We start from the raw sequence: 24,923 nt of genomic DNA, 5'->3' as shown, positions 1-24,923 counted from the left end.
AATTCAGCCGATGCTGTACCGTCAGGTGGTGGAGACGCTCACGCACGGGCAGGTCCTGGCCCGCTTCGGTCACGCCCTGTCCGACCCGGTCCGGGCCCGGCTCCTGCTCGCGCTGCGCGAAGGCCCCGGCTATCCGGCAGACCTCGCCGACCTGCTGGGCACGAGCAGGCAGAACCTCTCCAATCATCTGGCGTGTCTGCGCGGCTGCGGCCTGGTCGTCGCCGTGCCCGAAGGCCGCCGGTCGCGCTACGAACTCGCCGACGGGCGCCTCGCACATGCCCTGGGGGATCTCCTCGGTCTCGTCCTCGCGGTCGACCCGGCCGCCTGCCCGAGCACCGAGGCCGAGGGCTGCTGCTGATGAGCCCGCCGCGCATCTCGCTGACCGTCGCACCGCCGCCGGTGCGACGGGCGGTGCTGATCCGCCGGGTGCGGCTGTTCGTGGCCGCGACCATCACCTACAACCTCATCGAAGCGGCAGTGGCGATCGGCGCCGGGACGATCGCGTCGTCGACCGCGCTGATCGGCTTCGGCCTCGACTCGGTCATCGAGGTGGCCTCGGCCGCCGCGGTGGCGTGGCAGTTCTCCAGCCCGAACCACGAACGCCGTGAACGCACCGCCCTGCGCGTCATCGCGATCTCGTTCTTCGCCCTCGCCGGCTACGTCAGCGTGGAGTCCGTGCGCGCTCTGCTCGGCACCGACCGCCCCGAGCACTCCACGATCGGCCTGCTACTCGCGGCCGTGTCGCTGGCGGTCATGCCGATCCTGTCCGCCGCACAACGCCGCACCGGCCGGGAACTCGGCTCCGCCTCCGCCGTCGCCGACTCGAAACAGACCCTGCTGTGCACCTACCTGTCCGCCGTCGTGCTCGTCGGCTTGGCCCTCAACTCGCTGTTCGGTTGGTGGTGGGCCGACCCGGCCGCCGCTCTGACCATCGCCGCCGTCGCGGTCAAGGAAGGCCGCGAAGCCTGGCGCGGTGACACCTGCTGCACCCCCACCACGGTGGTACGCGATTCCACTGCACCAGGCTGCGTCGACGGCTGCTGCACCTGACGCTGGTAGGTGAGCCGGCAACTGTCTGCTTTCGGCTAGGACCTGGTCACCTGGGTGGGGAAGAACCGGCGGCGGGCGGCGAGGCTGACGTAGACGAGGGCGACCAGGACCGGCACCTCGATCAGCGGTCCGACGACTCCGGCGAGGGCCTGGCCGCTGGTGACGCCGAACACGCCGATCGCCACGGCGATGGCGAGCTCGAAGTTGTTGCCGGCCGCGGTGAAGGCGAGCGTGGTGGTGCGTTCGTAGTTCAGGCCGATCGCCCGACCGATGGCGAACGAGCCGAACCACATGATCGCGAAGTACGCGAGCAGGGGCAGCGCGATGCGGGCGACGTCCCAGGGCTGGGCGGTGATCGCGTCGCCCTGCAGGGCGAAGAGCAGCACGATGGTGAACAGCAGCCCGTACAGGGCGACCGGACCGATCCGGGGCAGGAACGTCGCCTCGTACCAGTCGCGGCCCTTGGCGCGTTCGCCGAGTTTGCGGGTGAGGTAGCCCGCGGCCAGGGGGATACCGAGGAAGACCAGGACACTGCCGGCGATGTCCCAGCCGGAGACGGACAGTCCGGCCTGCTCCAGGCCGAGCCAGCCGGGCAGGACGGTGAGGTAGAACCAGCCGAGCAGGCCGAAGGCGAGGACCTGGAAGACGGAGTTGAGGGCGACCAGCACGGCGGCGGCTTCGCGGTCGCCGCAGGCCAGGTCGTTCCAGATGATGACCATGGCGATGCAGCGGGCCAGACCGACGATGATCAGGCCGGTGCGGTACGCGGGCTGGTCGGGTAGGAGCAGCCAGGCCAGGGCGAACATGACAGCGGGGCCGATGAGCCAGTTGATGACCAGCGAGGAGATCAGCAGGCGTCGGTCGGAGGTGACGGTGTCGAGGCGGTCGTAGCGGACCTTGGCCAGGACCGGGTACATCATGATCAGCAGACCGAGGGCGATGGGTACGGAGATCCCGCCGACCTTGACGTGGTCGAGGGCGTCGTCGAGGCCGGGGATCAGTCGGCCCAGGAGCAGCCCGGCGACCATGGCGGCGCCGATCCATACCGGCAGGAGCCGGTCCAGCGTCGAGAGCCGCGGTGTGGTGCTCGACGGTGTGGCGAGTGTCGTCATGTGCTCGGTTCCTTTGTTGGTTCCTGAGTGGATGCGGCCGCCCTCGAATGGCCGCTGACCGGAGCGCACCGGGGCGGCTCAGGACTGGGCGGCGAGGTACCGCTCGGCATCGAGGGCGGCGGCGCAGCCGGTGCCGGCGGCGGTGATCGCCTGGCGGTAGGTGTGGTCGACAAGGTCGCCGGCGGCGAAGACGCCGGGCAGGTTGGTGCGGGTGCCGGGGGAGTCGACGGTGACGTATCCGTCGTCGTCGAGGCTCACCTGCTCGCGGAAGAGTTCGCTGCGGGGGTCGTGGCCGATGGCGACGAACACGCCCGTGACATCCAGGACGCGGGTCTCGCCGGTGTGGACGTCGCGCAGTCGGGCCCCGACGACGGCTCCGTTCTGGCCGAGGATCTCCTCGACGACGCTGTTCCACGCCACCCGGATCTTGGTGTTGCTCAACGCGCGGTCGGCCATGATCTGGCTTGCGCGGAAGGTGTCGCGGCGGTGCACGATGGTGACGCTGCGGGCGAAGCGGGTGAGGAAGGTGGCTTCTTCCATGGCGGTGTCGCCGCCGCCGATGACGGCGATGTCCTGGTCGCGGAAGAAGAATCCGTCGCAGGTGGCGCAGGCGGACACGCCGTGGCCGAGGAGTTCCTGCTCGCCGGGGACGCCGAGGGGCCGCCAGGCGGAACCGGTGGCCAGGATGACGGCCTCGGCCTGGTAGACCTTCTCGCCGATCCACAGGGTCTTGGTGGGGCCGGTGAGGTCGACGCGGGTGACGTCGTCGGTGACGAATTGGGCGCCGAAGCGGTCGGCCTGCTTGCGGATGGTGTCCATCAGGTCGGGGCCGGTGATCCCGTCGGGGAAGCCGGGGAAGTTCTCCACCTCGGTGGTGGTCATCAGCGCGCCGCCGGACTGGCTGCCCTCGATGACGAGCGGCGTGAGGTTGGCGCGGGCGGCGTAGAGGGCGGCGGTGTATCCGGCGGGTCCGGAGCCGATGATGATCAGACGGTGCGAGTCGGACACGAAGAGCTCCTGATCAGGGGGCAGCCGCCCGCCGGCGGCGGGGCCGGCGGGCTGGGGATGGTGACAGGGTCAGGCGGCGGTGCGCAGCTCGCCGAGGAGCTTCTCCACCCGGGTACGGATCTCGTCGCGGATGGGGCGTACGGATTCGACGCCCTTGCCGGCGGGGTCTTCGAGCTTCCAGTCCTCGTAGCGCTTGCCGGGGAAGACCGGGCAGGCGTCACCGCAGCCCATGGTCACGATGACGTCCGAGGACTCCGCGGTGGTGTACTCGAGCAGCTTTGGCGTCTGGTCGGTGATGTCGATGCCGACCTCGCGCATGGCCTCGACGGCAGCAGGGTTGACGGTGTCGGCGGGGGCGGAGCCGGCGGAGCGCACTTCGACGGTGTCGCCGGCGAGGTGGCGCAGCCAACCGGCGGCCATCTGGGAACGGCCGGCGTTGTGCACGCAGACGAACAGGACGCTGGGCTTGTCGGACATCAGGAGCCTTCCTTGCAGTACGGGTTGCCGGGCCTATTGACCGGCGCCGGCACAGGAATCGCCAGCAGGGTGCGGGCGGGGGCGCTGTTGCGGTCGAGCAGGCGGTAACGGCGGCGGGACGCGACGGATCCAGCACGCTCCGATGCGTCTGGTCCGCCCCAATCGGCGGCGTGAAGCTCACGCGCTGTGGTTGGGCGCCGGATTGTGGTCATCTCGCAGGTGCGGCTGGTGTCAGTCATGACGGCCTGGCGAACTGGTGACGATGGGGGCGACGCGGTCGATGCGGCTGGCGAGGTCGGCGAACGCGGCCTCGAACGCGGCGTCGGTGTCGACGCGGACCGGGTCGGGCACCGACCAGTGCAGCCGGGGCCGGACCGGGCCGGTGAGTTCCTCGTGGGCGTTGTCGCAGACGGCGATGAGCAGGTCGTCGTCACGCACGATGTCGGCGAGGTGCGCGGTGCCGGTCGCGTCCAGATGCAGCCCGTGGCGGTGAGCCACGGCGACGGCGCGCGGGTGCACCCGATCTGCCGGCTGCGTGCCGGCCGACGCCGCGCAGGTGTGGGTGCGCTCCGACCAGAGGGCGGCGGCGAGCTGCGAGCGGGCGGAGTTGCGGGTGCAGACGAACACCACCCGACCGACTCCGGCCATCGGCGCGGGCATCAGCGCGGCAAGCGCCTCGGGTCGCAGCTGCAGGTAGGTGCGACGGCGGTCTCCCTCGGATCGGCTGCGGACGACGAGGCCGGCGTCGCTGAGGACCTTGACGTGGTGGGCGACCAGATTCGTTGGCATCTGGAGGTCGTGGGCGATCTCGCCGGGGGAGGCGTCGCCCAGGGTGAGCGCGTCGACGATTGCCAGGCGCGCCGGGTCGCCGAGCGCGGCGTGGACCCGGGCGCGCGCCTGCAGAGAGGCAAGCTCAGTAGTCATTGACTCAACTATTGCTGAGCGACCTGGTTGCTGTCAACTGTGCCGAGTCGATGCCGGTGGGGGAGTGGGCGCGTCCGACCGGTCGGAGGTTCGGCCGAGGCTGATGGCGACGAGTCCGGCGGATCGTGGCGTCGCCGGCAGGCTATGAAGCGGTCACCGGTTCGACGGTGAGCAGCGCCGCGAGTTGGCGCAGGACCGCCGGTCGGGCCCGGTAGTACACCCAGGTGCCGCGCCGCTCCGCGTCGACGAGGCCGGCCTCGCGCAGGGTCTTGAGGTGATGCGAGATGGTCGGGCCGGTGAGGTTGAAGGCGGGGGTGAGGTCGCACACGCACGCCTCGCCGTTGTCGGCGGAGGCGATCATCGACATCAGCTGCAGGCGGACCGGGTCGCCGAGGGCCTTGAACGCCGGCGCGAGCACCGCAGCGGTCTCGGCCGGCACGCGGTGCTGCGCCAAGGGCTGGCAGCAGAACCCATCGGCGGTCACGTCGACGAGGGTGAGGGGCGCAGCTTGCTTCGACATTCCTCTAGGTTGACATCCCTCTAATCAACGTGCAACTGTCTGTTTCGACAGACGTCAAGACAGTGGAGAAGTGGAGGAGATCATGGTCAGACTCGGGTGCAGCTCGTCGAGCTGAGCAATCCCGGCCCCGCGCCAGTGGGTTCCGTGTACCCATGTGATTCGACAGTTATCTAAACAGAGGAGTTTGATCGATGAGAACCCTGAACGAGCTACCCGTCGTGGTCATCGGCGCCGGCCCGGTCGGCCTGGCCGCCGCCGCGCACCTGCACGAGCGGGGCATCGCCTTCACCGTCCTGGAAGCCGGCGACACCCCCGGCGCCGCCGTGCGGCAGTGGGGCCACGTGCGGGTGTTCTCCCCGTGGCGGTACAACATCGACCCGGCCGCGCTCCGCCTCCTCGACGAGGCCGGCTGGGTCGCCCCCGACCCGGAGGGACTGCCGACCGGAGGGGAGCTGGCGGGCGACTACCTCCAGCCCCTCGCGCAGCTGCCACAGGTCAAGCCGCACCTGCGCTACGGCGCTCGGGTCGAGGCGATCAGCCGACTGGGCCTGGACCGGCTGCGTACCGCCGGTCGTGAGTCCACTCCGTTCCTGATCCGCCTCGCCGACGGCGAGGAACTGCTCGCCCGTGCGGTGATCGACGCGTCCGGCACCTGGGGCACCCCGAACGTCCTGGGCGCGTCCGGCTTGCCCGCCCGCGGCGAGACCACTGTCGCGGCGTTCCTGGAGCACGCGTTGCCCGATGTTCTCGGCGCGGCCCGGGACCGCTTCGCCGGCAGGCACACCCTCGTCGTCGGGGCCGGCCACTCCGCCGCGAACACGCTGCTGTCCCTGGCCGAACTGGCCGGGTCCACGCCGGGCACCGAGGTGACCTGGGCGATCCGGACCACCTCACCTTCGCGCACCTACGGCGGCGGAGACGCCGACGCGCTGCCCGCCCGGGGTGCCCTGGGCTCACGGCTGCGCGCGCACGTCGACGCCGGCCGGATCCGGCTGCTCACCGGCTTCTCCGTGCACGCCCTCACCCCGACAGACGGCCGGGTGAGTGTGGTGGTGCGCCACGCCGACGGCAGCGAGGAGTCCGTCACCGTGGACCGGATCGTCGCCGCCACCGGCTTCCGCCCCGACCACTCGATCGCCGCCGAGCTGCGCCTGGACCTCGACCCGATCATGGGCGCCACCCGCGCCCTCGCGCCGTTGATCGACCCGAACGAGCACTCCTGCGGCACCGTGCCGCCGCACGGCGTGAACGAACTCGCCCACCCGGAAACCGGCTACTACGCCGTCGGTATGAAGGCCTACGGCCGGGCGCCGACGTTCCTCATGGCCACCGGCTACGAGCAGGTCCGCTCCGTCGTCGCAGCCCTCGCCGGCGACTGGGCCGCCGCCCACGACGTCCAACTCGACCTGCCCGAAACCGGCGTCTGCAACAGCAACCCCGCGGACACCGCAGGCGGCGACAGTTGCTGCGGGCCGGCGCCCACCGCCGAACCCGCAGCGCGCGGACTCGCCACCGGCATCTCCGGCGGGTTGCTGTCCACACCGTTGAACCTGGTCACCCTCGACGCCGCCCCCGCTGGCGCTCAGGCCGGCGGCTGCTGCAGCTGATGCCCGCCACCGCGACGGTGCCCGCCGACCCCACAGTCGGCGGACACTGCTCGTGGCCTGGTCCCAGGTCTTGACGCGAGTCCCGGCTCCTGCGCGGTCGAGAGTGTCCGCACGACGGCTTCCTGACGGGTGAATGCGGGAGTACGGTGTGCTCTGGTGTGCCGGGAAGTCTGGTCGGCGGTCATATCCGCGTCGGCTGCTGAGGACTTCCGTCATGAACGATCTCGCGTTGCGTGCCATCAATCTGACCAAACGGTACGGCCGTTTCACGGCGCTCGACGACCTGTGCCTCGAAGTCCCGGCTGGTGAGGTCTTCGGGTTTCTCGGCCCCAACGGCGCAGGCAAGTCCACTACCATCCGCCTGCTGCTGGGGCAGACTCGTCCCACGTCGGGGCGTGCCTGGGTGTTCGACAGCGACGCGGCGGACGTCGCCCGAGCGCACCGGTCGCTGGCGTACGTGCCGGCCGACGTGGCGTTGTGGCCGCAGCTGACCGGCGCGGAGATCCTGCACCTGCAGGCGTGTACCGGGCCGGGCGTCGATCTGGCGTACCGCAATGAACTGGTGCAACGGTTCGGGCTGGATATCAGCAAGCCGGCCCGTACCTACTCGACGGGGAATCGGCAGAAGGTGGCGCTCGTCGCGGCGTTCGCGACCCGAGCGCCGCTGTTGGTGCTGGACGAGCCGACCAGCGGCCTCGATCCGTTGGTGGAACGCGAGTTCCGCCTCGCTGTCGCCGAGGCCCGTGACCGTGGACAGACCGTGTTTCTCAGCTCGCACCAGCTGGCCGAGGTCGAGGCGGTCTGTGACCGTGTCGCGATCCTGCGGGCCGGCCGGCTCGTCGAGATCGCCACCATCGAACAGCTGCGGGGTCTGCACCGCGCCGAGGTGACCGTGTCGTACATCGGCGTACCGCCGCCAGGTCTTGATCTGGTCCCTGGCGTCGACGCGGTCGAACAGGTCAGTCCCGGGCGACTACGGTTCTCGCTCATCGGGCCGCCGGCACCGGCGTTGCGGGCGCTCGCCGGCACCGAGGTCTCCGCGTTGGCAATCCGCGAACCGAACCTCGAGGAGATCTTCCTCGACTACTACGGTGCCGCGGAGAGCCCTCGATGAACACCAGGACGGTCCCGTCCGCCATCGGACGCAGCGTGCCGGCCGCCCCCGGGAGGGCCGTCACCAGGCTGGCAGTGCGCCAGGTACGCCGCAGCGGCCTGATCGTGCTGGTGCTCGTCGCTGCCATGCCGGCGCTCGTGGCGAGCACATACGCCAGCGTCATGGCGGATCCCGCCGCGGCGGGCAGCATTGCCACGCTCGCCGCCAACCCTGCCATCCGGACCCTGTTCGGCGAGCCGATCGCCCTTGAGCAGGCTGGCGGATTCACGGTGTGGCGGGTCGGCACCTTTCTCGCTGTCCTGCTCGCCGCCTGGGCGATCCTGGCATGCACCCGCATCACCCGGGGTGAGGAGGACGCCGGCCGGTGGGACGTGCTGCTGGCGGGGCGGGTGCCGCTGCGAGACGTCGTGGCCCGTCACCTGGTCGCCGTGATGGTCGTCCCGGTCGCCGCGGGCGTCGCCGTGGCCGTGGTGCTGCTGCTGGCCGGTACCGACTCGGCCGGGGCTGCCGTGCACGGTGCCGGTATCGGTGTGCTCGGGTTGTTCTTCGTCGCCGTCGCCGGACTGGCCGCGCAGGTGTTCCCGACCCGGGCGGCCGCGACCGGAACCGCCGTGGCAGTGCTCGGTACGGGCCTGTTGATGCGCATGGTCGGCGACGGCCTCGCCGGACTTGGGTGGTTGCGCTGGTTGTCACCGTTCGGGCTGCTCGCTCTCAGCGAGCCGTACGCGCGGAACCGGATCCTGCCGCTGCTGATTCTGCTGGCTGCGGCGGTGCTGCTGGCCGGCGTCGCGGTTGCCGCTGCTGGCCGCCGTGATGTGCGTGGCGGTCTGATCGCGGTCGCCGGCGGCCGCCGCCCGCGACTGATGCTGCTGTCCGGCGTGGGTGCGTTTGCGGTGCGGCGCATGCTGCGGCCCTTGACCGGCTGGATCTTGGGCATCGGCGCCTACTACCTGCTCATCGGTTTCACCACGGTGTCGGTCACCGAGTTCCTGACCGACAATCCGGCGCTCGCCGAGGAGGCGGCGCGAGCCGGGTTCAGTGCGCTCGGTGCGGTCGAGGGGTTCGTCGCGACCTTGTTCTCGCTGCTGGCGTTGCCTGTCGGGGGGTTCGCGGCGGTCCGTGTGTCCGCTCTCGTCGCGGCTGAGAACAGCCGCAATCTCACGCTGCTGACTGCTCAGCCGGTCACCCGGATCCGTCTGCTCGCCGCTGAGATCGGTGCGACGGCCGCAGGTTCGATGGCCCTGGTAGGTGTTGCCGGTTTCGCTGTCTGGGTGGGCATCACCGCGACCGGAGGTGGTCTCAGCTTGCTTGCCGCATTGGGTGGGGCCGGGAACACGCTGCCGGTCGTGCTGCTCAGTCTCGGGGCGGCCACTCTCGCCGCCGGCTGGGCGCCGCGGGTGGCGGCCTTCGCTGGATCGTTGCCCGCGATCGGCGGGTTCTTGCTCCTGGTGATCGCCGACAGCGTCGGCGCACCCGGCTGGGTTCGCGAACTCTCGCCGTTCGCCCACCTGGCGCCGGTCCCGCTGACTGCGGTCGACTGGACCAGCACGCTGATCATGACCACGCTGGGCGTCGCCCTGGGCGTGGCCGGTGTCATGGGCTATCGGCGGCGCGATCTTCAGGGCTGAAAACGGCCGCAGCAGGCGGTCGGGTGCGCGAGAGGGCCCTCGACAACCGGGCATTCATCGGGGCCTGTCGGGGCTCCGGACGAGGCTGCCCCGGGCGGCGTCGCGACGGCACCGCTGCTGGAGCCCCTTGGCCTCAGCCCCGCCGCCGACGCGCGTCTCGACCGACCGTCGCCGGCCACCCTTCGGACACTCTGCGTTCACCCTCAGTTCTTACGTAGTTCAAAGGCCGCTTTGAGGTTCACCTGGTTACGTCCACTTCGTCCCGACCGTAATCAGATGGGCCACGAGGATGCGACTGCCGTTCCGACGACGTACCGTGCCGCCGGACCGCCCCGGTGGCGGTGAACCACCAGACTCCGACCGTTCGACCCCGTCGGGCAACCAGGCCGCCGGCCGTAGCGACGATCACGTCGGTCATGCGCTGCGGGCACCGAGCAGGCTGCACGCCTTCAACCGCTACGAGATCAAGTATCTGATGCCGAGCACGGCCGTGCCCGTGCTGCGCAGGGCACTCGCCAGCCGGCTCGACGCCGACAGTCACGGCGTCGGTGGTGGCTACGGCGTCTGGAGCGTCTACTACGACACCCGTGACCTTCGGTTCTACTGGGAGAAGATCGAGGGCTTGCGGTTTCGGCGCAAGTTGCGGGTGCGGCACTACGGCGACCGGTTGACCGTCAACGACGACAGCACGGTGTTCGTGGAGATCAAGCAGCGGGTCAACCGGGTCACTCAGAAGCGCCGGGTCGCGTTGCCGTACCACCTCGCCCGCGACCTGTGCGACCGCCGGGAGATGGTCGCACACGAGCCGGGCCAACGAGCGTTCCTCGAGGAGGTCCTGGACCTGCTCTGTCGGCTGGACCTGCGCCCGGTGGCAATGACCGGTTATCAGCGTGAGGCGTTCGTCGGTCGCGGTGCGGAGGCTGGTCTCCGGGTCACCGTCGACCAGCGGGTACGTGGCCGCGACCGCGACTTCCACCTCGGCGCCGACGCCGAGAACCGGCTCATCGTCCCGCCTCGGCTCGCGGTCGTGGAGCTGAAGGCGAACGAGCGGGTCCCGTACTGGCTCACCGACCTCGCGGCCGAGCTGAGCATGTCGGTGGTGCGGATTTCGAAGTACTGCCAGAGCGTCGAGGCGTTCGGCCGCGTACCCCGATCGGTTTTCCATGTTTCCGATGACGACCCCGCCGGCACCCCCGTGCCGGCTGCTGCCCGAAGTGAGGCCTGACCCCATGCCATTCGACGTCCAGGATCTGTCTGGCACGTTCAGCGTCGGCGACATCGCGATCGCGCTGTCGCTGTCGTTCGTGCTCAGCGCCATGATCGGCTGGGTCTACCGATTCACCCACCGCAATGTCTCCTACAGCCAGTCCTACGTGCAGACCCTCGTCATCCTCGGCATGCTCATCGCGCTGATCATGCTGGTGGTCGGGTCGAACATCGCCCGCGCGTTCGCCCTCGTCGGGGCGCTGTCGGTGGTGCGGTTCCGCAACGCCATCAAGGAGACCCGGGATGTCGGCTTCATCTTCCTCGTGATGGGTGTCGGCATGGCCGCCGGCACCAGGTTCTACACCCTGGCGATCGTCGCCGCGGTGGCGATCAGCCTCATCATCCTGGTGATGTACCGGTTCAACTGGTTCGCCTCCAGCATCCAGCGGCAGGTGGTGAAGGTTCAGGTTCCGCCGGACGGCGACTACACCGCGAACATCCAGGACATTCTCATCGCGCACACCAGTGAGTTCGAGCTGGTCAGCATGGAGTCGATCCGCGGTGGTGCGCTGACCGAGATGATGTACACCGTCCGGCTCAAGAAGGGCCACGGACCCGGCGACCTGATCGCGGCCCTCGGCGAGCGGACCGGCGGGCAGCGGGTCACCGTGCTGACCGGCTACGACCAGACGGACCTGTGATGGCACCACCATCGCCACCGTCGGCGGCGCCCCCGCCCGCTGCCGTGCGGCGACGGCTGGCGCACCGGATTCCGGTGCGGGTGCGCCACTACTGGAAGCTGCTTGCCGCCTGCGCGGTGTTCATCGTCGTCTGCGCGGTGGTGTTCAGCACCGTACGGGTCACGCCGCTGGTGACCAGTAGCGCCACCACCGCCGACCAGGTCACCCAGAACATCGGCGGGACGGCGGACCTGTTCGACGCGACGGTGGCGCATCGGATCACGGTGACGTTCCGCGACGAGGACTACCAGCGGCTGCTCGACGACTTCTGGAAGGACAACGAGAAGAGTTTCCTGGAGGCCGACCTGACGGTCGACGGCACGCGCATTCCCAGCGTGGGAATCCGACTGAAGGGCAACTCCACTCTCGCCGGACTGACTCGGGACGGCGAAGCTCGGCAGCGGGGGTTCGGCCCTGGTGGGCCCCCAGGTGGTGGACAGGGCCCTCGACCGGGTGGCAACGGTCCACCCGAGGGCTTCCCCGGCGGCGTACCAGCGGGTGCGCCGGAAGGCGCGGCGCCAGGCGGTGCGGGTCCGGGCGGGTTCGCCCGCGCATCGCTCGAGGCCGAGGAACCGGAGACCCTGCCGTGGCTGATCCGCTTCGACGAGTTCGTCGAGGGCCGCCGCTACCAGGGCCACCGCGAGGTCGCCGTGCGGGTCGCGGGCATGGGTGGCGGCACCACGGTCCTCAACGAGGCGGTGTCGCTGCACGTGTTGGCCGCCGCCTCCGAGGTCGCCCAGCGGTACGCGTACTCGAGTTTCACCGTCAACGACCGGCCCACCACGGCCCGGCTCATCGTCGAGCACCCGGACGAAGGCTTCGCCGACACGCTGGGCGGTGATGGTGTGCTGTACAAGAGCCTGGCCACCGGGCAGTTCACCGACCAGGGCGACGACCCGACCAGCTATACCGACGACTTCAAACAGATCACGATGAAGGGCAGCCAGGATCTCCAGCCCGTCATCAACCTGATCAGGTGGGTGAACACCAGCAGCGACGCGGACTTCGCCGCCCACCTGGACGACCATGTCGACGTACCGGCCCTCGCCCGCTACCTGGCCGTGCAGAACCTTCTGCTCAACTTCGACGACATGGCGGGGCCCGGCCGCAACTACTACCTGTGGTACGACCTGGACACGAAGAAGTTCACCGTCGTCGGTTGGGACTACAACCTCACCCTTACCGGCGACGCCACCCAGGGCCCGCACGATCCCAGTCGGATGGGCGGCCGTTTCCCGCCGGGTGGAGGCGCCGTACCCGGCGGCATGCAACTACCCGAGGGCATGCAGCTTCCTGAGGGCATGCAGCCGCCGCCGCAGGGCATGCCGCGTCCGGGCGGGGACGCCGCCGATGCGCAGGGCCGGCCGAACGGCTTCGGCGGCAACAAGCTCAAGGAACGCTTCCTCGCCAGCGCCGCCTTCAAGCTGGTGTACGAGAACGCGTACCGCGAGCTCTACCGCAAGATCTACGCGGAGGGCACCGCGTCGAACGCCGTCGAGACCATCACCAGGGTCCTGTCCACGGTCACAGGGTATGACCAGCAGAAGACCGCGGCGGACGTCGAACAACTGACGACACTCGTCCGGCAGCGCACCGAGCACCTCGCCACCGACAGCGTCATCACCAGCGGGTGACGCGGTAGCCGGCGACGAGGCGTAGGACTCGGCGGGCGGCGGTGTGCGATGCAGGCACACCGCCGTCCGTGGGTGTCCGTCGATCGGCAGGTCGGTGTCCGTCGCGACCACGCGGATCGCTGGCTTGAGCAGCGGCAATGCCGCCCGCAACCGCTTGTGTCGTAGCCGCCCTCCACGGAGGTGACCGCCGGTCACCGCCGGCCGCGTCCACAGCCCGAGCCAGGGTGAGGACCTACTCGTCTAGGGCGTGGCGGTGGCGCTGGGGCGGAGCACGTTGCACGCCTGCATGGCCTCCGCGACCTTGGGATCGGTCGTAGCCGGGTTGGCCCGAAGGTCGACACCGCGGTCGGCAAGGCAGTTGCGGTAGGCGGCGTCTGCCTCGCGGTTGCCGCCCCCGGGGCCGTTGCCCCCCGGACCACCGGTGGGCCGCTGTGACGCGCACGCCTCCTGTGCCTTCTGCCAGCTCGCGTCGTCGACCCCTGGCGGGCGGAAGCCATCCATCCGCCCACCACCCGGCCCACCGGACGGGAACGCGGTGGGACGCCCGGACGGGAACGCGGTGGGACGCCCGGACGGGAACGCGGTGGGACGCCCGGAGGGAAATGAGGTCGGCCGGCCCGAGGGCAAGGTGTTCGAGATGTCGATGCCCTGGCCGCGTAGGCAGTCGAGGTATGCCGACATCCCCTCCGGCGCGCCTGCGGAGGTCTGGCCGGGATCGCTGGACCCACCCTCACCATCCGAGCCGCAACCGGCCACCATGAGCAGCGCTGCCGACCCGGCGGCGAACGCCAGGGTCCATCGCAGGCGGGGAGACTGTCGCGTGCGCAGAGACACAGGTCCTCCATCCTCGTCGTGCCGCCGGATTCGGGGAACGTGCCGCGGCACACCGGCCCATGCAACCGCCACTACCTCCGTGTCAGGTCAGGTGAAGCTCAAAGAACCCTTCGAATCGACTCTGAGGGAACTCCGAGGTACGGCTCAGCGATCTGCGAGGTGAGCCCCCGATACTCGCCGCTTATGGGCTTTCTCCGAGGAAGATGGCGTGGCTACGCCAGGCTCGCTGTGTGCGGTCTCGCCGTGCTGGTCGTGCTCGGCGTCGCGGCGGTGGTGTGGACGTCGCACCGGGGAGGGTCGGCTCGCTCGGGCAACACCAGCACTGCGCGCGTCGACCGGGGCGAGGTCGTCACGGCGGTCGCGACGACCGGATCGCTTGAGCCCGCGCAGACCCGCACGCTCGGCTTCGCCACCGACGGTGCGGTGACGGCGGTCAACGTACGCCCCGGTGACCAGGTGAAGACCGGTCAGGTGCTCGCCGAGATCGACGCCACCGACGCCAAGGAGCGGGTGGCCGACAGGCGGCAGGCGCTGGAGGACGCGGAGGAGGCGCTCGACGAGGCCGAGAAGACGAGCGACGCGGGGCCGGCCGCCTGCCCCATCGCTGCCGCCCGCGTCGGGCAGATCGTCCCGATTGCTCTGCTCGCGAGTGGCGGCGCGACGCCGTCGCCTCCCACGACCCCGTCGCCTTCGGTGACACCGTCGGTGGCACCGAGCGGCCAACCGTCGCCCTCGCCGACCCGATCGGTCCAGCCGACCGCGAGCCAGTCACCGGGCTCCGGTAGCGGCCAGAAACCGGGCGGTGGTCAGGCGCCCGGTGGTCAGGCACCCGGCGGTGCGGTGCCGGGCGTCGGTCGGGACGCCGGGTGTTCCGGTCAGCGGGCCGCAGATCCTGTGCTCGCCGCGCAGCAGCGGGTGACCAGTGCCGAGGTCGCGTTGGCCGACGCCGAGGATCAACTTGCCGGCACCAGGATCAAGGCGCCGATCGGCGGGAAGGTGCTCACGGTGGCCGGTGCGGTGGGTGCCGACGTGCGAACCGGCGGCGCGTTCGTCACCCTGGCCGACGTGGCGGGCATGCAGGTGGCGGCTGATGCACCGGAGGCCTACGCGGGTCGCCTGGAGATGGGTCAGAACGCGACGGTTACGCTCGCCAATCGGCCGAACGAGGAGTTCGCCGCCCGCGTCGTGCGGATCGACCCGGTCGGTGCCGCCGATGGAGACCTGGTGCGGTACGGCATCGTGCTCGCTTTCGAGGAGGTCCCGGCCGAGCTCCTTGTGGGCCAGAGCGCGAACGTCCGGGTGCGGACCGGTGAGGTCGCCGGCGTGTTGCGGGCACCGTCGGCGGCGGTGCACGCCGATGGGACCGTCGTGGTCAGGACGGCCACTGGTTATCAGGCCCGCGCCGTCGGCGTCGGGCTACGCGGCGACCAGTACACGGAGATCACCAGCGGACTCATCGAAGGCGACGAGATCGTCACAGCCGGCGCAAAGGCTGGTCCTAGCTGACTCCGAGGTAGCTCCGATAGAAGAATGACGTGGCTGGACGGTTGACCCGAGTGCTCGTCGTCGACGACGAACCCAATATCTGTGCCCTGCTGTCGGCGACGCTGCGGCTCATCGAGTTCGACGTGCGTGTCGCCGGCGGCGGGCACGAGGCGTTGGCAGCCGCGGTCGAGTTCGAGCCCGATCTGGTGGTGCTCGACGTGATGATGCCCGACCTCGACGGCTTCCAGGTCGCACAGCGCCTGCGGTCCGGGCCGGGCCCGCACGTGCCGGTGCTGTTCCTGACCGCACGCGACGCGGTCGAAGATCGCATCTCCGGCCTGACCGTCGGCGCCGACGACTACGTGACCAAGCCGTTCAGTCTGGAGGAGGTCGTCCTGCGCATCCGCGCGATCCTGCGGCGCAGCCGCATCGATCCAGACGACGACACCACCGTCCTGCGCTACGCCGATGTCGAACTCGACGAGGAGGCGCATGAGGTACGCCGCGGTGGACGACTGGTCGACCTGTCGCCAACCGAGTTCAACCTGCTGCGCTATCTGCTGGTCAACGCGGGCCGAGTGGTGAGCAAGGCGCAGATCCTGGACCGGGTCTGGAACTACGACTTCGGCGGCGACGGTCGGATCGTCGAGTCGTACGTCTACTACCTCCGGAAGAAGATCGACTGCTGGGAGCCGCCGTTGATCCACACGGTCCGTGGCGTGGGTTACGCGCTACGTCGACCCCCGGACGAATGAGGGTCCCCAGGTGGCGGCACTGGACGCTGCGGTCCCGCCTCGTCGTCGCCGTGGCCACGCTGAGCGCGGTCGCTCTGGTCGTGTCCAACGCGGCCGGCATCGTGCTGCTGCGTCAGTACCTCACCGACCAGATCGACAACCAACTCGCCGGGATGCGCCACATCGCGGCCCGCCCGTTGCCGCCCGACCAGGCCGGCGACAATCCGTTCCCCCGTGGCCGCTTCGACCTGTACCGCACCATCCTGTTCTTCGACCCCGACGGCCGCCAGTTGCCGTCCCCGTCACCTGATGAGATCTCACCACCCCGGGTGGGGGCGATCGCCGCACTGCGCGACAAGGCGGACGACGGGCCGTACACCGTGGAATCGGTCGATGGTGGGGACCGCTGGCGGGTCACGGTGGTCACCCAGCCCGACGGCGGTCTGGCCGTCGCCGCCATCTCGCTTCGCCAGGTCGAGGCCACGGCCGACCTGCTGCTCGCCATCGACGTGGTCGTGATGATCGTCGTGCTGTTCCTGCTCGCGCTGGTCGCCGCCGCTGTGGTCCGGATTGGCCTGCGCCCGCTGATCAGGATGGAGAGCACCTCCACCGCGATCACCGCCGGCGACCTGACCCACCGGGTGGACGACGCCGACCCGCACACCGAGTCGGGCCGACTGGGCATCGCGCTGAACTCGATGCTCGACCGGATCGAATCGGAGGTCGCCGCCAGGACCGCATCCGAGCAGCGGCTCCGGCAGTTCGTCGCGGACGCGTCGCACGAACTGCGCACTCCGCTCACATCGATCCGCGGCTTCGCCGAGCTGTATCGGCGCGGCGGTGCCCCGCCTGGGCGGCTGCTGGACGAGACGATGTCCCGCATCGAGGCGGAGGCCGCCCGGATGGGGCTGTTGGTCGAAGACATGTTGTTGCTGGCCCGGCTGGACCAACAGCGGGAGCCGCAGCGACGCCCGGTCGACCTGCTGGCGATCGCCGCCGACACGATCCGCGACGCGCACGCCCGCCGCCCCGACCGCCCGGTCCAGTTGGCCAACTTCGGCGGCGACCAGTGCGCCTTCGACCCGGTGACGGTGCTCGGGGATGAGCACGGGCTCCGCCAGGTCGCGACGAACCTGGTCGCCAACGCGCTGCAGCACACGCCGCCGAACGCCCAGATCACCGTCCGGGTCGGTCGGCTGGCGACGTACCGGCCCCGTCGGCACCTTGCCGCCGTGGTCGGCGACGAGCCTCCACGTCGTACGCCGATCGCGGTTTTCGAGGTCGCCGACGACGGCCCGGGCCTACCCGCGCAGCACGCCGGGCGCGTCTTCGAGCGGCTCTACCGGGCCGATCCGAGCCGAGCGCGGAGCCATGGCGGCTCCGGGCTCGGCCTGTCGATCGTCGCGGCGATCGTGAGCGGCCACGGTGGCCGAGTCGAACTGGAGACGAGCCCGGACCAGGGAGCTGCTTTCCGGGTGCTGCTGCCGACCGGTTCCCAGTCAGCTTTGAGCTAGCGCGGGGCTTGCTCCGAGCCGCCTCCGGCAAGCTGTCGCGCATGCGCCACACCCTCCCGCGACCGGGTAGGCCGTCGTTTTCGCGACTGCGGACGTCGCCAGCCCTGCTCGTCAACCTCGTACTCGCCCTGGCGGTGGCCGGCGCGGCCACCTGGGCGTACACGTCATTCAGCACCGCGGAGGCCGCCGAGTCGGGCTCCGGTGGCAGCCGCACCATCGCCGTAGCCCAGGGCACGGTCACCGCGACGGTCTCCTCTTCGGGCACCGTGCGTAGCTCCTCGACGGCGAGCGCCACGTTCGGCACCTCCGGCACCGTCACCGCGATCCGGGTGCAGGTCGGCGACAAGGTGACCAAGGGGCAGGTCCTGGCGATGGTCGACGACAAGGCCGCGCGGCGGCAGCTCACCGCCGCCCGGAGCAACCTCGACGCCGCCGAGGCCGCACTCGACCGGGCGGAGGACGCCGACGGTGACACCTCCGAGGCGGAGGCCCAGGTGGACGAGGCGAAACTGAACGTCGACGAGGCCGAGGACGCCGTGGCCGGCACGACCCTCAAGGCGCCGATGGCTGGAACGGTGACCGCCGTCAACGGCACGGTCGGCGGGTCGGCCTCCGGGTCCGCCAGCAGCGGTGGCAACGCTTCGAGCGGCGGCGGCAACGCGCCGGGTGCCGCCTCCAGCGGCGGCGACACCGGGACCGGATCGTCGTCCGCGAGCTTCATCGAGATTGCCGACCTGAGCCGGCTGGAGGTCTCCGCCTCGGTCGCCGAGGCGGACGCCACGAAGCTCAAGGCCGGCCAGACCGGCACCGTCAGCTGGAACGCACTGGCCGGCGCGCGGTCGGCGGCCAAGCTCGCCGCCATCGACCCCAACGCGACGACGGAGAACAACGTCGTGACCTACGGGGTCACGTTCACCCTCGACGACCTACCCGAGGGAGTACGCGCCGGCCAGAGCGTCACCGTGTCGGTCACTGTCGGCAAGGTGGACGAGGTCGTCTACGTCAACTCGGCGGCCGTCACCAGCGTGGGCAACCGCCACACAGTCACCGTGCTGGACAACAGCCAACGGGTCGTCCGCGCGGTGGAGGTGGGCCTCAAGGGCGACAGCACGACCGAGATCAAGTCCGGGCTCGCGGTCGGAGAGCAGGTGCTGATCACCATGCCGAGCGACTCCAACCAGGGGACGCGGCCCGGTGGCGGTTTCCCCGGCGGAGGGGCAGGCCCCGGCGGCGGAGGGTTCCCCGGCGGCGGCGGTTTCCCCGGCGGCGGCCGTGCCGGAGGTGGCCGGTGACCGTCCTCGACGTACGCACCGTCACCAAGGTGTACGGCCAGGGCGCCGCCACCGTCCATGCGCTGCGCGGAGTGTCGTTGACCGTCGCGCGGGGCGAGTACCTGGCGATCATGGGTTCGTCCGGCTCCGGCAAGTCCACCCTGATGAACATCCTGGGCTGCCTCGACATCCCGAGCACAGGTCGGTACCTGCTCGACGGCGTAGACGTCAGCCGGCTCAACGACCGCCAACTCGCTCTGGTGCGCAACCGCCGGATCGGCTTCGTCTTCCAGTCGTTCAACCTGATCCCCCGTACGTCCGCGGTGGCCAATGTCGAACTTCCGCTGGCGTACGCCGGCATCAAGGCGGCCGAACGTCGTCGACGGGCACGGTACGCGCTGGACATGGTCGGCCTCGCTCAGCGCGGCGGCCACGAGCCCAACCAGCTCTCCGGCGGCCAGCAGCAGCGCGTCGCGGTGGCCCGGGCGCTGGTCACCGAGCCTGCGCTGGTGCTGGCCGACGAACCGACCGGGAACCTCGACAGCCGGTCGACCGAAGACATCCTCGGCATCTTCGACGACCTGCACGCCGCTGGCCGCACCATCCTGCTGATCACCCACGAGGAGGACGTCGCCGCCCGCGCGAGCCGCCTGATCCGGCTTGTCGACGGCCAGATCGTCACCGACGTACGGCAGCAGCGGGTGCTGGCATGAGCGCCTTCGAGGTGTTGCGTTTCGCCGTACGCGGGATCGGTGCCAACAAGCTCCGCTCCAGCCTCACCATGCTCGGCATCCTGATCGGCGTCGCGGCCGTGATCCTGCTGGTCGCCGTGGGCAACGGCTCGGCCCGCCAGGTCGCTGACCGGATCGAGGCACTGGGCACCAAGACCCTGACCGTGCAGGGGGTCGGCGGCAGCGGCGCCCTCACCTCGGCGCTGGCCGAGGCGCTGAACGACCCGGTTCTGGCCCCCGACGTCGCGTCGGTGTCGCCCGTCGCCAGCACCCAGGCGACCCTGACCTACCAGGGCACCGACCACTCGGTGCAGCAACTCGTCGGCAGTTCCCCGAGCTACTTCACCGCCTCGAACTCGCCGGTCGGCACCGGAACGGCGTTCACCGCCGACGACGTCGCACAGGGCCGTCCGGTCGTGGTGATCGGGCGGACCGTCGCCGACGAGCTGTTCCCCGGCGTCGAGGCCGTCGGGAAGGAGATCACCGTCAACGGCGCGCTGTTCACCGTCATCGGTGTGCTGGGCGAGAAGAGCAGCGCCTCCGGCTTCATGGACGCCAACGACGTCGCGATCGCACCACTCACCGCGGTCCAGCAGGCGCTCACCGGATATGGGCCGCTCACCTCGATCGTGGTCGAGGCCCGGAGCCCGGAGACGGTGACCGATGCGCAGTCCCAGGTCTCCCTGATCCTGTCCCAGCGAATCCAGGCGCCTACCGGCTCGAACTCCCAGCCCTACCGCATCCAGAACGCCTCGCAGCTTCTGCAGACGCAGACCGAGACCGCCGACACGTTTACCACGCTCCTCGGCGCGGTCGCCGGCATCAGCCTGCTGGTGGGTGGTATCGGCATCACCAACATCATGCTCGTCACGGTCACCGAACGTACTCGGGAGATCGGTATCCGTAAGGCTCTCGGCGCACCGCGTCGGGTGATCCTCACCCAGTTCCTGGCAGAGGCCACGATGTTGAGCCTGCTGGGCGGCGGGCTGGGCGTCGCGACCGCGCTCATCGGCAGCAACTTCACCATCGTCGGCGTACGGCCGGTCATCGTGCCCAGCTCGATCGCCCTCGCCCTGTGCGTGTCGGTCGCGATCGGGCTCTTCTTCGGCAGCGTGCCCGCCCACCGGGCAGCCGGCCTGCGCCCCATCGACGCCCTCCGCTACGAGTAACCGGGAGATCGTTTTGACCGCATCCACACTGGACGCCGAACTGACCGCGGCGGCTGACCGCCGTTGGTGGAACAGGACGACGATCCTTCTCGCTGTGGCGTTCCTCCTCGCCGGCGGCTTCGTGGCAGGAATCGAGGTGCAGAAGCAGTTCGGCGCGCAGCCCGCCGCCGCAGGACTGGGCGGATTCCGGGGCCAGGGCGGCCTCACCCCACCGACGGCCCCTCCCGGCGGTGGCTCGATCGGCGGCGGCACCCAGGGCAGGCCACAGCGCGCCAACACCACCACCGGCACTGTGAAGCTCGTCGACGGCACCACGGTCTACCTGCAGACAGAGTCCGGGGAGGTGATCACGATCCGCACCAACGGCGACACGTCCGTACAGGTCCCCGGCCAGTTGAAGAGCTTCAAGCCTGGCGACAAGGTCAGCGTGGCCGGCGACACCGACGCGAACGGCTCGGTAACCGCGTCGTCGGTCACGAAGAGCGACTGAGGCGACGGCGTCAGGTCATTCGAAGCCACCGTTCGTTGACGCCGCGATGCGGAGGCTGTTCCAATGCAAGTCGTCTGAATGTGACGGTGTCGTTGGTCGTCGCAGCAGGTGGCGGGGCCGCGATCGCAGGGGAGAGCGCTATGACCGGGCTCGCGGAGCAATCCCTGGCCGAGATCACCATCCCCGATTCCTCGGACGTGCGGGGCAACGTGACGCTCCCGGCCACGGTGCCGGCGGTGCCGGGCGCGTCGGTGACCTGGAGATCGTCCGAACCGGGGGTCGTCTCCGACACGGCCGACGGTGCGATCGCACCGGGGGTGGTACGGCGGCCACCGGCGGGGTCCGAGCCGGTGACGGTGACGCTGACCGGGTGCGCCACCGCCGACGGAGACAGCGCATGTCGGGACTTCGCCCTGACGGTGCGACCCGCGGTGGACCTGGCGCCGTTCTCCCGGTACGGGATGGCGAACTTTGCCAGGTCCAACAGCCAGGCGGGGCAGCAGATCTACATGGCCACCAGCGTCGGCAACGACGCGACCCGCTGGACGGCGGCCAAGGGTGGGCAGGTGTTCCTCCAGTCCACCAAGGGCATGCACGCGGTGCGGGACCCGTCCGTCGTCCGCTCGCCGGAGGGGGACCGGTTCTACCTCGTCGCCACGGACCTGAATGTCGACGGCCGGGCGTACGGGTGGCAGAACTGGGACTGGGCACAGAGTGGCGCGAGCCGCTACATCGAGGTGTGGGAGTCCACCGACCTGCGAAACTGGTCCGAGCAACGGCACGTCCTGGTGGCCCCGGAAGAGGCGGGCATGACGTTCGCACCGGAGGCCATCTGGGACACCTCGATCGGGGCGTACGTCGTGTACTGGACGTCGTCGGTCTATCCGAGCGGGACGTACTACACGCCCGATTGCACCGACCCGAACGGTCGCTACCCGCTGACCAGGAACCAGACCCTCTACACCACCACCCGGGACTTCGTGACCTTCACGCCACCGCAGGTGATGATCAACCGGCCTGGCCACGGGACGCTGGACGCCGTCGTCATCCGGGATGACGAGGACGGCTCCTACCACCGCTTCGTCAGCGACCGCACCTCCACGGGCGTCGGGACCACCCCGTACGTCCCCTCGTGCGGCTCCGAGGACATCTACCAGGAGCGGGCGACGTCGGTGCTCGCGCCGCCCGAGCAATGGGAGCTGGTCAAGGGCTGCATCACCCACGACACGATGGCTACCACGTACGCCGAGGCTCCGATGGTGGTGAAGGCCAACCCCGGTGACGTACGCGGGGAGGGCTACTACCTGTATGCCGACCAGAAATGGCTCGGTTCCCCGTCGGGAGGCCGCCTGGAGGAGCAGCTGCACCCGTACTGGGGCGACGACCTCGCCTCCGGCCAGTGGACCCCCATCGACTGGGCGCAGAAGCCGGACTACGACCTGGCCCAGGGTGTCATCCGCCACGGGAACATCTTCGCGCTGACCCAGGCTGAGCACGCGGCCCTGCGCGGCGCGGACCTGTCGTCGATCTCGGTGCGGACGCCTCCGACGCGGACCCGCTACGCCCTCGGTCAGGCCCTCGACCTGACCGGCCTCGTGGTCACGGCCGACTACACCGACGGCGTCCAGGATGAGGTGCTGCTCGCCGGACACGGCGGATACACCGTTTCGGGGTACGACCCGAACACCCCGGGGAGGCAGACCGTCACCGTCTCCTACACGGTCGCGGGTCAGACTCGGACCAGCTCGTTCCCCGTCGACGTCGTGGGGCTGTCGCCGGCGTGCTCACCGTGACGGGTTGAGTCGAGCGGGCGGGCCGGGCGTGGTGCGGGGCCCGCCCGTTTCTGTCCGGCCTTTCTCAGGTGTTGATCACCTGGTGAGGGCGGCGAGTCGGAATTGTTGGTTGGTTTGTGCGTGGCAGTCGTAGAGCTGGATCTGGGCGCCGTTGTTGGTGCTCCAGACGTCCAGGCATCGTCCGGATTGGACGTTGGTGATGGTGCCGTTGGTGTTGAGGTTCCACTGTTGGTTTGTTTGGTTGTGGCAGGTGTAGATCTGGACTGCGGCGCCGTTGCCGGTGCCTGCCGCGTCGAGGCACATGGTGCCGTACACCTGGAGTTGTTTGGTTGTGGTGTAGGTCCAGGCTTGGTTGGTTTGTTTGTTGCAGTCGTAGAGCTGTACGCGGGTGCCGTTGTTGCGTGAGGCGTTGGGTACGTCGATGCATCGGTTGGACTGGGTGCCGATGATTTCGCTGGCGGAGCCGGGTGGGGCGGTGGGCGTCGGGGTGGGCGTCGGCGGATCGGTGGGGGTCGGCGTCGGCGTGGGCGGCGTCGTGCGGTCCAGGCCGAAGAACTGGATGGCGACGCGCGCCATGCCGCTGGAGGGCAGGCTGTGCCCGGCGCCCTGGATGGCGTACGCCTCGACCTGGGTGCCGAAGCGGCGGCGGTTCCAGTTGGGCTGCGGGGTGTCGGTGGACGTCGGACTCTGGCTCAGCCCGTGCACGTTGGTCCACTGCTCGACCGACTCCTGCAGGAGCGAGTAGGGCACGAGGGTGTCGTTGGTGCCGTGCCAGAGCTGGATCGGCGGGCGCGGGCCGGTGTAGCCGGGGTACGCCGCTCGGACCAGGTCGCCCCATTGCTGTGGGGTCCGGTTCATGCTGCCGTTGGTGCACGACCCGCCGGGTGGGTAGGCGGCCGCGTTCGCGAAGCAGTTGAAGGGCACGCCCATGAACGACGCGCCCGCTTTGAACAGGTCGGGGTAGACCGCGAGCATGTGCTGGGTCATCATCCCGCCAGACGAACTGCCGGTGGCGTAGACCCGATTGATGTCACCGGCGTACTGCTGCCGGGCGTAGTTCACCATCGACTCGATGGAGACCGGGTCGCTGCCACCACCACGGCGCTTGGACGCGTCCGACCAGGTGTCGAAGCACTTGCCGAACCCGGCCTCCTGCATGGCGCTCGGGTAGATGACGATGAAGCCGTACTGGTTCGCCAGCGAGGCGAACTCGCTGCCCGAGTAGAAGCCCGGGCCGGAGCCGCCGCAGCCGTGCATGGCGACCACGATCGCCGGGTTGGCCGGACGGACGTCGGGCACGTAGATGTGCATCCGCATCCCGCCCGGGTTGCTGCCGAAGTTGGTCACCTCGGTCAACGAGGCCGCAGAGGCCGGTCTCGTCAGGCCGGGTATCGCCAGTGCCAGGCCAGCCGCCGCGAGGAACACGGCGAAGCCGACCAGCAGCCGTCGATAGAGTTTCACGCGCTTCACTCCCTTGACGCTTGATTGGACGCGGTGAGTCGCACCAGCCGGGTCACCGGAAGCGGTACATCACCGTGTTTGGACGCGACGCGCCGGGCCGGCCTCACCGTCAACCTGTCCTTGGTGAAGTCGGCCGAGGCAGGTTCATGCCCGTCGGGTCGCCAGGTGACCTCCGCCCGGGGAGGTCGATCAGCTGCCCGCTGGCTCTGCTAGCTCCCGCAACGCCAGACGCATTACAAAAATTGTCTCCCTGGTCGGCAAAACTGTCAATCGACGTTTCGCTATGGATGTAGCGAGGTGAGCGGAAATCAGCTCCGTATGACGGGGGGCGGACGCACCTGGCCGGGCGCCTGCCACAATCGGATCTACCAAGCGGTCTTCCCCGATCTGCGCCGGAGCGTCGTGTGGTCAGCCCCTTCAA

23 protein-coding genes are annotated in these 24,923 nt (G+C 69.9%); 16 read left to right on the top strand and 7 right to left on the bottom strand.

The window, feature by feature from the left end:
- The first annotated feature begins 10 nt into the window (after positions 1 to 10).
- Both ABGB10_RS16670 and ABGB10_RS16665 read left to right on the top strand, forming a co-directional pair.
- The gene (locus tag ABGB10_RS16670) at positions 11 to 358 is read left to right on the top strand and encodes a metalloregulator ArsR/SmtB family transcription factor (protein WP_347661757.1); all 348 of its coding nucleotides are present in this window, start codon (positions 11 to 13) and stop codon (positions 356 to 358) included.
- Positions 358 to 1,050: a cation transporter gene (locus tag ABGB10_RS16665; protein WP_347661756.1), complete on the top strand. Its 693-nt coding sequence runs from the start codon at positions 358 to 360 to the stop codon at positions 1,048 to 1,050. Before ABGB10_RS16670 ends, ABGB10_RS16665 begins: the two co-directional genes overlap by 1 nt.
- Positions 1,051 to 1,085: 35 nt before the next feature.
- Here ABGB10_RS16665 and arsB read toward each other — a convergent pair whose 3' ends face one another.
- From arsB to ABGB10_RS16640, 5 genes are all read right to left on the bottom strand, one after another.
- A complete protein-coding gene (gene arsB, locus ABGB10_RS16660; protein ID WP_347661755.1) occupies positions 1,086 to 2,162 on the bottom strand; it encodes an ACR3 family arsenite efflux transporter in 1,077 nt (358 codons plus the stop codon).
- Positions 2,163 to 2,240: 78 nt separating this feature from the next.
- Complete coding sequence (trxB, locus tag ABGB10_RS16655) at positions 2,241 to 3,170, bottom strand: thioredoxin-disulfide reductase (protein ID WP_347661754.1); 930 nt, start codon at positions 3,168 to 3,170, stop codon at positions 2,241 to 2,243.
- 69 nt (positions 3,171 to 3,239) lie between these two features.
- Complete coding sequence (locus ABGB10_RS16650) at positions 3,240 to 3,647, bottom strand: arsenate reductase ArsC (RefSeq protein ID WP_347661753.1); 408 nt, start codon at positions 3,645 to 3,647, stop codon at positions 3,240 to 3,242.
- A 231-nt stretch (positions 3,648 to 3,878) separates the two neighbouring features.
- On the bottom strand, positions 3,879 to 4,571 hold the full coding sequence (locus tag ABGB10_RS16645; RefSeq protein ID WP_347661752.1) for a helix-turn-helix domain-containing protein: 693 nt from the start codon (positions 4,569 to 4,571) through the stop codon (positions 3,879 to 3,881).
- Between the two features lie 142 nt (positions 4,572 to 4,713).
- Positions 4,714 to 5,091, bottom strand: a complete 378-nt coding sequence (locus tag ABGB10_RS16640; protein ID WP_347661751.1) for a metalloregulator ArsR/SmtB family transcription factor — start codon at positions 5,089 to 5,091, stop codon at positions 4,714 to 4,716.
- 191 nt (positions 5,092 to 5,282) lie between these two features.
- Between ABGB10_RS16640 and ABGB10_RS16635 the strand changes: the two genes are divergently transcribed.
- The 6 genes from ABGB10_RS16635 (at position 5,283) to ABGB10_RS16610 (ending at position 13,020) form a co-directional block, all read left to right on the top strand.
- Complete coding sequence (locus tag ABGB10_RS16635; RefSeq protein WP_347661750.1) at positions 5,283 to 6,698, top strand: FAD-dependent oxidoreductase; 1,416 nt, start codon at positions 5,283 to 5,285, stop codon at positions 6,696 to 6,698.
- Between the two features lie 214 nt (positions 6,699 to 6,912).
- A complete protein-coding gene (locus tag ABGB10_RS16630; RefSeq protein ID WP_347661749.1) occupies positions 6,913 to 7,812 on the top strand; it encodes an ABC transporter ATP-binding protein in 900 nt (299 codons plus the stop codon).
- Positions 7,809 to 9,440, top strand: a complete 1,632-nt coding sequence (locus ABGB10_RS16625; RefSeq protein WP_347661748.1) for a hypothetical protein — start codon at positions 7,809 to 7,811, stop codon at positions 9,438 to 9,440. The genes ABGB10_RS16630 and ABGB10_RS16625 overlap by 4 nt, the downstream gene beginning before the upstream one ends.
- 289 nt (positions 9,441 to 9,729) lie before the next feature.
- The gene (locus tag ABGB10_RS16620) at positions 9,730 to 10,665 is read left to right on the top strand and encodes a polyphosphate polymerase domain-containing protein (protein ID WP_347661747.1); all 936 of its coding nucleotides are present in this window, start codon (positions 9,730 to 9,732) and stop codon (positions 10,663 to 10,665) included.
- Positions 10,666 to 10,669: 4 nt separating this feature from the next.
- Positions 10,670 to 11,347 (top strand): DUF4956 domain-containing protein, encoded by a 678-nt coding sequence (locus ABGB10_RS16615; protein ID WP_030487813.1) that lies wholly within the window; start codon positions 10,670 to 10,672, stop codon positions 11,345 to 11,347.
- Entirely contained in the window at positions 11,347 to 13,020 is a 1,674-nt protein-coding gene (locus ABGB10_RS16610; protein ID WP_347661746.1) for a CotH kinase family protein, read from the top strand. The genes ABGB10_RS16615 and ABGB10_RS16610 overlap by 1 nt, the downstream gene beginning before the upstream one ends.
- A gap of 240 nt (positions 13,021 to 13,260) precedes the next feature.
- Here ABGB10_RS16610 and ABGB10_RS16605 read toward each other — a convergent pair whose 3' ends face one another.
- Positions 13,261 to 13,854, bottom strand: coding sequence for a hypothetical protein (locus tag ABGB10_RS16605; RefSeq protein ID WP_347661745.1), 594 nt, complete (start codon positions 13,852 to 13,854; stop codon positions 13,261 to 13,263).
- Between the two features lie 243 nt (positions 13,855 to 14,097).
- Here ABGB10_RS16605 and ABGB10_RS16600 point away from each other — a divergent pair, with 243 nt between their 5' ends.
- The 8 genes from ABGB10_RS16600 (at position 14,098) to ABGB10_RS16565 (ending at position 23,041) form a co-directional block, all read left to right on the top strand.
- Positions 14,098 to 15,360 carry an efflux RND transporter periplasmic adaptor subunit gene (locus ABGB10_RS16600; protein ID WP_347661744.1) on the top strand — a complete coding sequence of 421 codons (1,263 nt, stop codon included), beginning with the start codon at positions 14,098 to 14,100 and terminating at the stop codon, positions 15,358 to 15,360.
- 29 nt (positions 15,361 to 15,389) lie between these two features.
- A complete protein-coding gene (locus ABGB10_RS16595; protein ID WP_347661743.1) occupies positions 15,390 to 16,094 on the top strand; it encodes a response regulator transcription factor in 705 nt (234 codons plus the stop codon).
- Complete coding sequence (locus ABGB10_RS16590) at positions 16,091 to 17,587, top strand: HAMP domain-containing sensor histidine kinase (RefSeq protein WP_347661742.1); 1,497 nt, start codon at positions 16,091 to 16,093, stop codon at positions 17,585 to 17,587. Before ABGB10_RS16595 ends, ABGB10_RS16590 begins: the two co-directional genes overlap by 4 nt.
- A gap of 41 nt (positions 17,588 to 17,628) precedes the next feature.
- Positions 17,629 to 18,879 carry a biotin/lipoyl-binding protein gene (locus ABGB10_RS16585; protein ID WP_347661741.1) on the top strand — a complete coding sequence of 417 codons (1,251 nt, stop codon included), beginning with the start codon at positions 17,629 to 17,631 and terminating at the stop codon, positions 18,877 to 18,879.
- Positions 18,876 to 19,571 (top strand): ABC transporter ATP-binding protein, encoded by a 696-nt coding sequence (locus tag ABGB10_RS16580; protein WP_347661740.1) that lies wholly within the window; start codon positions 18,876 to 18,878, stop codon positions 19,569 to 19,571. Before ABGB10_RS16585 ends, ABGB10_RS16580 begins: the two co-directional genes overlap by 4 nt.
- On the top strand, positions 19,568 to 20,758 hold the full coding sequence (locus ABGB10_RS16575) for an ABC transporter permease (protein ID WP_347661739.1): 1,191 nt from the start codon (positions 19,568 to 19,570) through the stop codon (positions 20,756 to 20,758). The genes ABGB10_RS16580 and ABGB10_RS16575 overlap by 4 nt, the downstream gene beginning before the upstream one ends.
- A gap of 13 nt (positions 20,759 to 20,771) precedes the next feature.
- A complete protein-coding gene (locus ABGB10_RS16570; protein ID WP_347661738.1) occupies positions 20,772 to 21,248 on the top strand; it encodes a hypothetical protein in 477 nt (158 codons plus the stop codon).
- 140 nt (positions 21,249 to 21,388) lie between these two features.
- Positions 21,389 to 23,041 carry a bacterial Ig-like domain-containing protein gene (locus tag ABGB10_RS16565; protein ID WP_347661737.1) on the top strand — a complete coding sequence of 551 codons (1,653 nt, stop codon included), beginning with the start codon at positions 21,389 to 21,391 and terminating at the stop codon, positions 23,039 to 23,041.
- A 75-nt stretch (positions 23,042 to 23,116) separates the two neighbouring features.
- On the opposite strand, the gene ABGB10_RS16560 is transcribed toward ABGB10_RS16565, so the two are convergent.
- On the bottom strand, positions 23,117 to 24,502 hold the full coding sequence (locus ABGB10_RS16560; protein ID WP_347661736.1) for a PHB depolymerase family esterase: 1,386 nt from the start codon (positions 24,500 to 24,502) through the stop codon (positions 23,117 to 23,119).
- Positions 24,503 to 24,923: the final 421 nt, after the last annotated feature.

The organism is Micromonospora sp. B9E7, from assembly GCF_039871815.1.
Classification (GTDB): Bacteria; Actinomycetota; Actinomycetes; order Mycobacteriales; family Micromonosporaceae; genus Micromonospora.
The sequence above is the reverse complement of the archived record's forward strand: the minus strand, read 5'-3'. Positions and strand labels throughout refer to the sequence as shown.